The 10530-nt window shown below is 40.3% G+C and carries 11 protein-coding genes, 1 tRNA gene, 1 other RNA gene and 1 other annotated feature; of the genes, 4 read left to right on the forward strand and 9 right to left on the reverse strand.

Annotated elements, in window-relative coordinates; genetic code table 11:
- Positions 1 to 306: 306 nt before the first annotated feature.
- The 7 genes from BIV60_RS24760 to tadA all read right to left on the reverse strand — a co-directional run bounded on the left by BIV60_RS24760 (position 307) and on the right by tadA (position 4713).
- Complete coding sequence (locus BIV60_RS24760) at positions 307 to 570, reverse strand: pro-sigmaK processing inhibitor BofA family protein (RefSeq protein WP_071358370.1); 264 nt, start codon at positions 568 to 570, stop codon at positions 307 to 309.
- Between the two features lie 86 nt (positions 571 to 656).
- Positions 657 to 875, reverse strand: coding sequence for a YaaL family protein (locus BIV60_RS24765; RefSeq protein ID WP_071358371.1), 219 nt, complete (start codon positions 873 to 875; stop codon positions 657 to 659).
- Positions 876 to 894: 19 nt separating this feature from the next.
- On the reverse strand, positions 895 to 1491 hold the full coding sequence (gene recR, locus BIV60_RS24770) for a recombination mediator RecR (protein WP_071358372.1): 597 nt from the start codon (positions 1489 to 1491) through the stop codon (positions 895 to 897).
- 60 nt (positions 1492 to 1551) lie between these two features.
- Positions 1552 to 1869: a YbaB/EbfC family nucleoid-associated protein gene (locus tag BIV60_RS24775; RefSeq protein WP_071358380.1), complete on the reverse strand. Its 318-nt coding sequence runs from the start codon at positions 1867 to 1869 to the stop codon at positions 1552 to 1554.
- A 25-nt stretch (positions 1870 to 1894) separates the two neighbouring features.
- Positions 1895 to 3580, reverse strand: a complete 1686-nt coding sequence (gene dnaX / locus BIV60_RS24780; protein WP_071358373.1) for a DNA polymerase III subunit gamma/tau — start codon at positions 3578 to 3580, stop codon at positions 1895 to 1897.
- Positions 3581 to 3838: 258 nt separating this feature from the next.
- Positions 3839 to 4103: signal recognition particle sRNA large type (ffs, locus tag BIV60_RS24785), an RNA gene on the reverse strand.
- Positions 4104 to 4179: 76 nt separating this feature from the next.
- On the reverse strand, positions 4180 to 4713 hold the full coding sequence (tadA, locus tag BIV60_RS24790; RefSeq protein ID WP_071358374.1) for a tRNA adenosine(34) deaminase TadA: 534 nt from the start codon (positions 4711 to 4713) through the stop codon (positions 4180 to 4182).
- A 66-nt stretch (positions 4714 to 4779) separates the two neighbouring features.
- Here tadA and BIV60_RS24795 point away from each other — a divergent pair, with 66 nt between their 5' ends.
- The 4 genes from BIV60_RS24795 (at position 4780) to BIV60_RS24810 (ending at position 8204) form a co-directional block, all read left to right on the forward strand.
- Positions 4780 to 5328 (forward strand): cysteine hydrolase family protein, encoded by a 549-nt coding sequence (locus BIV60_RS24795; protein ID WP_071358375.1) that lies wholly within the window; start codon positions 4780 to 4782, stop codon positions 5326 to 5328.
- A gap of 54 nt (positions 5329 to 5382) precedes the next feature.
- Positions 5383 to 6666: a glycosyl hydrolase family 18 protein gene (locus BIV60_RS24800; RefSeq protein ID WP_071358376.1), complete on the forward strand. Its 1284-nt coding sequence runs from the start codon at positions 5383 to 5385 to the stop codon at positions 6664 to 6666.
- A 178-nt stretch (positions 6667 to 6844) separates the two neighbouring features.
- Positions 6845 to 7492, forward strand: a complete 648-nt coding sequence (locus BIV60_RS24805; RefSeq protein WP_071358377.1) for a deoxynucleoside kinase — start codon at positions 6845 to 6847, stop codon at positions 7490 to 7492.
- A gap of 10 nt (positions 7493 to 7502) precedes the next feature.
- A complete protein-coding gene (locus BIV60_RS24810; protein ID WP_218145956.1) occupies positions 7503 to 8204 on the forward strand; it encodes a deoxynucleoside kinase in 702 nt (233 codons plus the stop codon).
- Positions 8205 to 8355: 151 nt separating this feature from the next.
- On the opposite strand, the gene BIV60_RS24815 is transcribed toward BIV60_RS24810, so the two are convergent.
- Positions 8356 to 8448: transfer RNA gene (locus BIV60_RS24815), tRNA-Ser, on the reverse strand.
- A 95-nt stretch (positions 8449 to 8543) separates the two neighbouring features.
- Positions 8544 to 9824 carry a serine--tRNA ligase gene (gene serS / locus BIV60_RS24820; RefSeq protein WP_071358379.1) on the reverse strand — a complete coding sequence of 427 codons (1281 nt, stop codon included), beginning with the start codon at positions 9822 to 9824 and terminating at the stop codon, positions 8544 to 8546.
- A gap of 236 nt (positions 9825 to 10060) precedes the next feature.
- Positions 10061 to 10283 (reverse strand) — a binding site (T-box leader).
- Between the last annotated feature and the right edge of the window lie 247 nt (positions 10284 to 10530).

A 10530-nucleotide genomic window follows, 5' to 3' on the forward strand; every position in this document is an offset into this window, starting at 1 on the left:
AAGAAAGTTGATGTAGCTCGAATTTTACGTTGGCTCGTATCCTCTATATAATAGAAGAAATACGATTATTATTGTTTGTTGACGTTTTTGTTTGTTTAGTTTTCAAAGATCAATTTCTCTCAATCGCTTAAAAGCGACTTTATTAATATAACATTAAAAGTTATTTAAGTCAATAACTTTTTTTGTTTCCATTCGTCAATCGCTGACGACTTTTAATATATTACAGGAATAAGTTTAATTGGTCAATAGTTTTTTATAATTTTTTTAAAAGCAAAAAAGCCGTCAAATCAGAACGGCTTTTTATTATTAGAGGACCCATTTTTGTATGGCCACTAAAGCTACCATTCCCGGGATTCCAAGAAAGCCGGAAACAGCTGATGTGGCAAAATTAATCGGGACATGTATTCCGAAACGGTTACCCGCCACATTTAAGAAAAATAGAAACAATGCTCCAATTACTAATTTAATAGCACCTTGACCAATAAAACGGGCTGGTTTAAACGGAGCACCCGAAAATAATAGTAAGACAATGAGTCCTCCTAAAATGGAGATTACAATAATTGGTTCCAAAAAAAAGATCCCCCTCTAAGATTTCTTTTACTAATAACTATGTACAAGTTATCGAAAAAAGACCTAAGAGAGGGACCTCTTTTCCTTCATCTTTTTAAAGATACATTTCGCTGTTTGGCTTCTCTTATTAGGAAGAAATATTTCGCTTCCGCAATCTTTGTTTGACAGATTACTTCTTCCGATGGGTCGAAGCATTTCTCTAAAAGGATCTTTTGCTGCTGTGAATTTTCCTTAAACTTACTTAATTGGGCTAAGAGCTTTTCATCAAATTCTTTTCGAATCCATCCTTTTCGTCGAAAAAACATGCATGATTCCCCCGGTATATTATAATTCTCTTCGACCCTCTAAGGCTTTTGATAGGGTAACTTCATCCGCGTACTCAAGGTCTCCGCCAACCGGCAGACCATGAGCAATTCTTGTTGTCTTAATCCCTGATGGCTTTAATAACCGGGAAATGTACATGGCTGTAGCTTCCCCTTCAATATTTGGATTTGTTGCTAAAATGACTTCCTGTACGGTCTCATCCTGAAGCCTTTTTAATAAATCAGGGATATTGATATCCTCAGGACCTATACCATCCATAGGGGAAATGGCTCCATGAAGAACATGATACAATCCATTAAATTCCTTCATTTTTTCCATTGCAATAACATCTTTAGGGTCTTGAACAACACAGATAATACTTTTATCCCTCCGCTGGTCTTCACAAATATAGCAGGGATCTTGATCAGTGATATGACCGCATACAGAACAATACGTTAAATTACGTTTGGCATTTACAAGCGCCTTGGCAAAATCTAAAACAGTATCTTCTTTCATACTTAAGACAAAAAAGGCCAGACGAGCGGCCGTTTTCGGACCGATACCTGGCAATTTCATAAAGCTGTCAATCAGCTTTGAGATTGGTTCTGGATAATGCATTTTCTATTATTCCTCTCCTTAGAAATGCGTATGCACCACTAAAGGCGCTGAAGCTGGAAATTAAAAAGGAAGATTCATTCCTTTGGTAAATTGTCCCATTGTACTGTTTGTTAGTTCTTCAGCCTTCTTAAGAGCATCATTCGTAGCTGCAAGCACTAAATCTTGAAGCATTTCAACATCGTCCGGATCAACTGCTTCAGGGTTGATTTTTACTTCTAGAACTTCCTTATGACCAGAGACGATAACAGTAACCATGCCTCCGCCTGCAGTCCCCTCAATTTGTTTTTTACCTAATTCCTCTTGAGCCTCAGCCATTTGCTTTTGCATTTTTTGCATTTGCTTCATCATATTTTGCATATTTCCCATTCCGCCACGCATCATTTACATCTACCTCCAAAAATTTTTAATCAATTATCTCTACAAATTCTTCACCAAATAATTTTTTTGCCTCAGATATATGTGGTTCCTCTTCCACATGGGAATTCTCACCACCGTCCCCTTCAGGGTGCTGGTTACTTAGAAAACTTTCTCTAAGTGTTAACCATTGCTCTTCAGGGATACCTAAAATGTCAAACTTTCGGCCGGTTAATTCCTGAAGTGCAGCCGTCACAGTCTCAATAAAACGACTGTTATCCATTGCCATTTGGCAGTGGATTTCATGTTTAAATTTCAAAATAAAAGCAGTGGACGATGCAGCTACGGGCTCAGCCTCATTTAATAAGGCTGCGTGAGATTTCATTAGCCGTGACCGCATTTCAGCCCAATTACTTTTTATTTGATTGACATCATTTTTTGTTGCAAGCTTTAAAATTTCATTTATTTTCCCAACAGCCGGCTGGAATCCTTTTCTCGATGTTCGATGGGCTGTTTTTTGCACCGGTGCCGGAGCATCGGATGCGGCTGATATTCCATTCGCCTTTAATTGCCGCAAATCCTCTTCAAGCTGATCTATTTTTGCAAAAAGCTGAGAGATTTGCCCAGGAGCTGCCTGTTCAGAATGTTTCGTTTCAATTTGACACATTTTGACGATGGCTACCTCGAGGAAAATTCTTGGATGATTGGTCCAACGCATTTCCTGCTGTGTTTTATTTAACTGATCAATCATCAAATAAATTTGTTCAGTTGGTATCGTTTCAGCCATTTGTTGAAATTCACTGTCTAGTGTCACTCTTTCTAAGTTTTCCTCCAGATTGGGAGCTGTCTTATAAAGAAGTAAATCACGGTAAAATAAGATTAAATCCTCAATGAATCGAGCCGGATCCTTCCCATGAAATAAAAGTTCATCTAATGCTTCTAATCCACTTGCTACATCCTTTTCTTGAAAGGCGTGAGCCAGCTTGTATAAAAATCCTTGGGATACAGACCCTGTTACCGTTAGCGCATCCTCTACCGTTACTCGGTCTTGACTAAACGATATCGCCTGGTCCAGTAAGCTTAATGCATCACGCATACCGCCTTCTGCCGCCCTGGCAATCATCTGCAATGCTTGTTCCTCACAATCCACGCCTGTTTCGTCGACAATTAATTTCATGCGGTTCACAATTGCCCCGGCTGTAATTCGTCTAAAATCAAATCGTTGACATCTTGAAATAATGGTTAGTGGAATTTTATGAGGCTCTGTTGTAGCCAGGATAAAAATTACATGCTTCGGTGGTTCTTCTAATGTCTTTAATAAGGCATTGAAGGCGCTAATGGAAAGCATATGCACTTCATCAATGATATAGACCTTATACTTGACGGCAGTTGGCGCAAATTTCACTTTATCGAGTACATCTCTCATTTCTTCTACACGTGAGTTTGAAGCCGCGTCAAATTCCAAAACATCAGAAATGGTTCCGTCGGTAATTCCCCGGCAGGCGGCGCATTCATTGCACGGCTCTGCAACAGGCGCACGCTCGCAGTTTACTGCTTTTGCCAAAATTTTAGCTGCACTCGTTTTCCCTGTTCCTCTTGGGCCGGAAAATAAATAGGCATGCGAAGTTTTCTCATGAAGCAGGGCGTTTTGCAATGTCTTGGTCACATGCTCCTGTCCTACGACATCAATAAAAGTTTGAGGCCGCCAAACACGATATAAAGCCTGATAAGCCAATGGACATCGCCCCCTTCTCATTTTCATTAACTATAGTCTAGGCTTCTGCTTTTTTCATTATAACGTATCTATTTAAGAAGTGAAAATATTAGAATATATAAGAAAAGCGAAAGGCGCCCGTTTATCGGCTTGTGACCTATAGCCGATGGCGCCTGGAGCTGGACCATTCTCAAAGCAATTTATAAATTCTTATATGACAAAAAAACTCATCCCATAAATTCTGAGATGAGTAATTTTTAAAGGAATATGTAGAAACTGCCGTGCACCTTCCTTCGACTGGCGCCCATAAGCGTTACTTAAGCAGTTAGCTCGACCCAGGCAACCCTGCGGCACATGAGAGCGTCCACTTAATGCTGCTTCCTTCCGGACCTGACATGGTTCATGGATTCCCATTGCGCAGGACCCGGGCGTCAACACCACTTACTTAAGGCAGACCCTACAGGTCACGAGCCTCAGGAAGGGATTCAGCCTCGCTAGAGCGGATTGCGAGTACAGGGCACCGCTACCTCCCCGCCTAGCACGGCAAAGTTGAAACCAATTTGAGTGCGTCGTATCTGACGCTTTTTTAGTATACTAACATTCTCGAGAAAATGCAACGCTTATTCGATGTCAATTTTTGTAAGTGAATCTAACTGCAGTTGCTTGGCTTTACGCCTTTCCTCTTTTTTCCTTTCCCGAATAGCCCGGAAAAATGACGATAATAACTGTCCGCATTCCACTTCCAAAACTCCTTTTGTAACCACACTTTGATGATTAAATCTTCCATCCTGGAGGAGATTCATAAAGGTACCGGCACAACCTCCCTTTGGGTCAGGCGCTCCATATACCACTCTTTTAATCCGCGATAAAATAACAGCACCGGAGCACATTGGGCACGGTTCTAACGTTACGTAAAGCGTTGCATCCTCAAGCCGCCATGAACCTGTTTTCCGGCAGGCCTGGTCAATCGCAAGCAGTTCTGCATGTGCAATAGCAGATTGCTGATTTTCTCGTAAATTATGGGCCCGGGAAATAATTTTTCCCTCTAAAACAATGATGGCTCCAATCGGTACTTCGTTTAATACCTCAGCTTTTTTTGCTTCCTTAATGGCTTCTCTCATATAATATTCATCTTGATTAACATCCACAGTCATATTTGTTCCTTTCAAGGATAAGATTGATTCGCTCTCTCCAAACTATCAAATGGGAGGAGATAAACAATGAAGGAAATCCATCCTGCACTAATCATTATCGATATGATTAATAAATTTGATTTTACCCATGGGCCCATTTTAGCAAAAAAGGCCTTGCAAATTGCCCATCCTATTAACAAATTAAAGAAAAGCTTTAACGAAAAAAAGCTGCCGGTCATTTTTATAAATGATCATTATAATTTATGGCAGGCTGAATACACCAAAATTATTGAACTCTGCAGGAATCAATATAGTCAGCCTGTATATGAAAAATTGCTCCCGGAAGAAGATGATTATTTTTTAATAAAACCGAAACACTCTGCCTTTTTCGGCACTGGTTTAAATACACTGCTTCATCAATTAAAGGTGAATACACTGGTTCTCACCGGAATTGCCGGAAATATTTGTGTTTTATTCACCGCAAATGATGCCTATATGCGTGAATTTCAACTGTATGCGCCGGAGAACTGCATTGCCTCTGCAGATGACTCGGATAATCAATATGCCTTAACGATGATGCAAAAGGTATTAAAAGCAACTATTCATCCCACCACCGATAAGAATTATATCATGTAACCTCCTAACCCCTCATATGATAGTTGTAGCGTATGTACGTTGGGAGGGAAAAGCATGCAAATACATGTGGTTCAAAGAAATGAATCCTTAACAACAATTGCCCGGGCTTATCGTACAACCGTTCAAGATATCGTAGATGCAAATGAATTGCCAAATCCAAATAATCTTGTCATTGGTCAAGCAATTGTCATTCCGATCATCGGCAGCTTCTATACAGTCAAACAAGGTGAAACCCTTTATAGTATTGCCCAAAAAGTGGGAGTACCTTATCAACAGCTTGCCACCATTAATCGTATTACTGCAACAAATCCACTCTCTGTAGGTGTAAGGCTCTATATCCCCCAAGCTAAAAAAAGGCAAGCTGAGTTTAATGCCTATGTCGAACCACGTGGGACAACGGTTGCCCCCGTCCTTGAAAGCAGTTCCCGTGAAGCCGCACCATACTTGACCTATTTGGCTCCTTTTAGCTTCCAGGTTCACCGGGATGGAACATTAAAAGAGCCCTTGTTAAACAATTTTCCTGCTATTGCAAAATCCCACAATGTGGTCCTGATGATGGTGATTAACAACCAGGAGAATGATCAATTTAGTGATGAGTTAGGACGGATTTTACTTACGGATATGACGATACAAGATAAATTTTTAAATAATATTGTCGCAACCGCAAAGAAGTATGGCTTTAGAGATATTCATTTTGACTTTGAATATTTACGTCCTGCCGACCGCGAGGCCTATAATACGTTCTTACGGAAGGCAAAGGCCCGATTTAAAAACGAAGGCTGGTTAATGTCCACTGCACTTGCCCCAAAGACAAGCGCAACACAAAAAGGAAAATGGTATGAAGGGCATGATTATAAGGCCCATGGACAAATTTCTGATTTTGTCGTGATCATGACCTATGAATGGGGCTATAGTGGCGGCCCTGCCATGGCGGTTTCCCCCATTGGGCCGGTAAGACGAGTATTAGAATATGCAATCAGTGAAATGCCTTCAAATAAGATCCTTATGGGGCAAAACCTATATGGTTATGACTGGACACTGCCATTTGTTGAAGGCACTGTTGCAAAAGCGGTAAGCCCGCAACAGGCCATTCAGCTTGCAGCTGAACATCATGTGCCGATTGAATATGATTCAAAGGCACAGGCACCGTTTTTTAGATATACCACAAATGGCAAACAGCACGAAGTCTGGTTTGAAGATGCCCGCTCCATACAAGCAAAGTTTGACTTAATTAAAGAATTAAATTTGCGAGGAATGAGCTATTGGAAACTGGGGTTATCCTTCCCTCAAAACTGGCTGTTAATTATGGACAATTTCAATGTGACAAAACGAACTTAAACTGCCGTAACTCGGCAGTTTTTTCTTTTATTCGACAAAAACCGAACCCCCGAAAATATTCCACATCCCTTCCTGCTAAAGATTATGATAAAATATTCTTTGTGTCGCTTTTATAAAAATAGTAAAAATGAACTGGTTAAACATAGAAAGAGCAGACAATGGAGAAGGAGGATATACAATGGGGGAAACACCCTTTATTACCGTTGAAGGGCCGATTGGTGTGGGGAAAACATCTCTTGCAAAAGCCATTTCAGAACATTTTCATTTTGCCTTATTAAAAGAGATTGTTGATGAAAATCCATTTTTGGGTAAATTTTATGAAAATATAGAGGAGTGGAGTTTCCAGACGGAAATGTTTTTCCTCTGCAATCGGTTTAAACAATTAGGGGATATCAATACCCATTATTTAAGCAAAAATCAAGCCGTCGTAGCCGACTATCATATTTTTAAAAACTTGATTTTTGCGCAACGGACTTTAAGTAAACAAGAGTATGATAAATACTACAAAATATATCAAATTTTAACTTCGGATATGCCTAAACCGAATGTCATAATTTATTTGAATGCAAGTCTTGATACATTATTAAAGCGGATCAAGCTTAGAGGAAGAGAAGTCGAGAAAAATATTAGTCCGCTGTATTTAGAACAGTTATCCATTGATTATGAAAATGCCCTATCGCGCTTTGAACAAGAACATCCGGAAATACCTGTTCTTCGCTTTAATGGCGATGAGTTAGATTTTGTGAAAAATGAAGCGGACTTACAGCATATTATTGAGAAACTATCGGATGCATTAAAACAAAACAGCTGGACTAACACACTTTAGGAACAGGGGGATGTTTGTGAGTATCGTTATAGGCGGTATGATTGGACTGGGAAAAACAAGTGTTGCTGATACCTTAAGTGCCCACTTTAAAAATAAAGGAATTGACAGTAAGGTATTTTATGAAGCGGTGGATGATAATCCCATCCTTCCGCTATATTATGAATTGACTCCAGAAGAATTGGATGCCAAAAGAATTCCTTTCCTTTTACAATTGTTTTTCTTAAACAAACGCTTTAAAACAGTAAAGGAATGTATAAACTGGCGAGAGCCAATCTATACGATTCAGGATCGTTCCATTTATGAAGATTGGTATTTTGCCTATGTAAATAAGAACCTTGGCAGAATCTCGGACCTGGAATTTAAAATTTATGAAGAGCTTGTTGAAAACATGATGGAAGAGTTAAAGGAGCTTCCAAAAAAGGCTCCAGACTTAATGGTTTATTTAAAAGGATCTTTTGATACCGTGATTGACCGCATCATGGCGCGCGGCCGCAGTTTTGAAATTAATCCTGAGTTAAAGGAATACTATTTTGAGGTTTGGAAGGGCTATGATGATTGGGTATTGAATCAGTATGATGCAAGTGAAGTCCTTATTATTGATATGGACACTACAGATGTTGTAAAAAACGAAGCAGACGCCAAGAAGGTTTGCCATGATGTCGCAGAAAAACTGAATGAAATCTTAAATAAAGAAAAAGCACATATTGGGTAACCTATATGTGCTTTCTCTTTTATATTAATTACGGCACTATGCGTGGTTAAGACAGTAAAAATAGCTAAAAATAAGTAAAAAAAAATCGCTACAATGAATTGTAACGATTTTTTTATCTCCAGTTTTATGCGCGATATATTAGGTAAAGTTATGGCGGAGGAAGAGGGATTCGAACCCCCGCGTGGTTTAACCCGCCTGTCGGTTTTCAAGACCGATCCCTTCAGCCGGACTTGGGTATTCCTCCGTAACAACAGTCACTAATTTATCATATATCTTTCAAAGTGTCAAACTAAAATAAAAGGTTTTTCGGACGGAAAAAGCACCGCCCGAAAAAACAGCTTATTCTGGCTTTATCACACTGCTGCCGCCCATATATGGCTGCAGGACCTTAGGGATCACCACACTGCCATCTTCCTGCTGATAATTTTCCAAGATGGCTGCCACGGTTCTGCCAATCGCAAGTCCTGAACCATTCAATGTATGAATATGTTCAGGCTTCGCTTTCGGCTCGCGGCGGAAACGAATATTGGCCCGTCTTGCCTGGAATGCTTCAAAATTACTGCAAGAAGAAATTTCACGGTACGTTCCATAGCTAGGTATCCAAACCTCGATATCATACTTTTTCGCAGCCGTAAAGCCAAGGTCACCTGTACACATGCTTAGAACCCGATAAGGAAGCTCAAGCAATTGAAGAACTTTTTCTGCATCATTCGTCAATTTTTCAAGCTCCTCATAAGAATCTTCCGGTTTAACGAATTTTACTAATTCAACCTTATTGAATTGATGCTGACGGATAAGTCCGCGTGTATCACGCCCTGCAGAACCAGCTTCAGAGCGGAAGCAGGCACTATAAGCTGCATAACGGATTGGAAGATTCTCATCACTTAAGATTTCATCCCGGTGAAGATTGGTGACAGGGACTTCTGCAGTCGGAATCAAGAAATAATCTTCACTTTCAATCAAAAAGGCATCCTCTGCAAACTTCGGAAGCTGACCTGTCCCCGTCATGCTTGTGCGATTTACCATATATGGCGGGAGGATTTCCTTATAACCATGTTCATCAACATGAAGGTCAAGCATGAAGTTCATAAGTGCACGCTCTAAACGGGCGCCAAGGCCTTTATAAAATACAAAACGGCTGCCTGTAACTTTGCCCGCACGTTCAAAGTCAAGAATCCCCAGCTGGTCCGCAAGATCCCAGTGCGGCTTTGGTTCAAATGCAAAGTCATGTGCACTGCCCCATTTTCTAATTTCTACATTATCGTCTTCTGTTTCTCCAACCGGTACGCTTTCATGGGGAATATTTGGAATGCTTAATAGCAACATTTCTAATTTTTCTTCAACACCGCGGAGTTCATCATCCAATGTTTTAATGCTGTCGCCAACTTCACGCATTTCTTTGATTAAATGGTCAGCATCTTTTTTTTCACGTTTTAAAACGGCTACCTGCTGAGAAACCTCATTCCGTTTGCTTTTCAATTGTTCAGACTCAACAATTAATTCTCGTCTGTTTAGGTCAAGTTCTTCAAACTTGCCAAGGTCTGTTAAATCTTCCCCGCGATGCTGAAGTTTTTCTTTTACTTCAGCAAAATTAGCTCTTAATACTTTGATATCCAACATATCCTTCCACTCCTTTCAAAAATAAGGCTGTGTATAAACTTGTCTGTTGATTTACGCTTCAGGCGCTTCGCGTACCTTAGGGTGGTCTGGGGAGCCTTCTCAGCGCTTAAGCACCTGCGGGGTCTCCCCTGCTCCGTACTCCAGCAGGAGTCTCAAGCCTTCCACTCCAATCAACATTGCTAAAAAATTAACAATGCCCTTTAACACAGCCAAAATAAAAAACTCCCGCCCCTAAAAACAGGGACGAGAGTTACCCGCGTTACCACCCTGGTTGGCAATAAAAGTCTGCCCACCTTGAAAAAATTAACGGTTTTTACCCGAAAGTACTTACTGACCCCTTATTGGAGTGTTCCGTACATTACTCGAGGATGGATTCACAAGCTTCATTCACCGGTTCACACCCGCCACCGGCTCTCTTTAGAACAAATACCTGTTACTATTTCCTCTCATTGCTTTGAACATATAAAGGATTTTATTTTATAATCTACTATAATTATCCACTGATTGCAACCAAAATATACAAGATGTTTTTCTTTTGCTTCTTTGACCATCTCAACAAAATAATCTTATCTTTCCACTTAGACAATATCAACAAGAATAGCGCAAGCGCCTTGGTTAGCCCCGACAAGGCTTTTGGTCCTGGCGGTGAAGTCGCTCTTTGACTTCATCGCCAGGACCGAAGCAACCTAGGAAAAAAGCAGTTCAT

It is taken from the genome of Bacillus sp. MUM 116 (genome assembly GCF_001866655.1).
GTDB lineage: Bacteria > Bacillota > Bacilli > Bacillales > Cytobacillaceae > Neobacillus.

Bases quoted from the DNA above. Each gene is read 5' to 3' on its own strand.
- tadA (WP_071358374.1), bottom strand. From the start codon at position 4,713: ATGACTGTGGATGTTAATCAAGATGAATATTATATGAGAGAAGCCATT.
- BIV60_RS24775 (WP_071358380.1), bottom strand. From the start codon at position 1,869: ATGCGTGGCGGAATGGGAAATATGCAAAATATGATGAAGCAAATGCAA.
- serS (WP_071358379.1), bottom strand. From the start codon at position 9,824: ATGTTGGATATCAAAGTATTAAGAGCTAATTTTGCTGAAGTAAAAGAA.
- BIV60_RS24805 (WP_071358377.1), top strand. From the start codon at position 6,845: ATGGGGGAAACACCCTTTATTACCGTTGAAGGGCCGATTGGTGTGGGG.
- recR (WP_071358372.1), bottom strand. From the start codon at position 1,491: ATGCATTATCCAGAACCAATCTCAAAGCTGATTGACAGCTTTATGAAA.
- BIV60_RS24795 (WP_071358375.1), top strand. From the start codon at position 4,780: ATGAAGGAAATCCATCCTGCACTAATCATTATCGATATGATTAATAAA.
- BIV60_RS24800 (WP_071358376.1), top strand. From the start codon at position 5,383: ATGCAAATACATGTGGTTCAAAGAAATGAATCCTTAACAACAATTGCC.
- BIV60_RS24765 (WP_071358371.1), bottom strand. From the start codon at position 875: ATGTTTTTTCGACGAAAAGGATGGATTCGAAAAGAATTTGATGAAAAG.
- BIV60_RS24810 (WP_218145956.1), top strand. From the start codon at position 7,503: ATGTTTGTGAGTATCGTTATAGGCGGTATGATTGGACTGGGAAAAACA.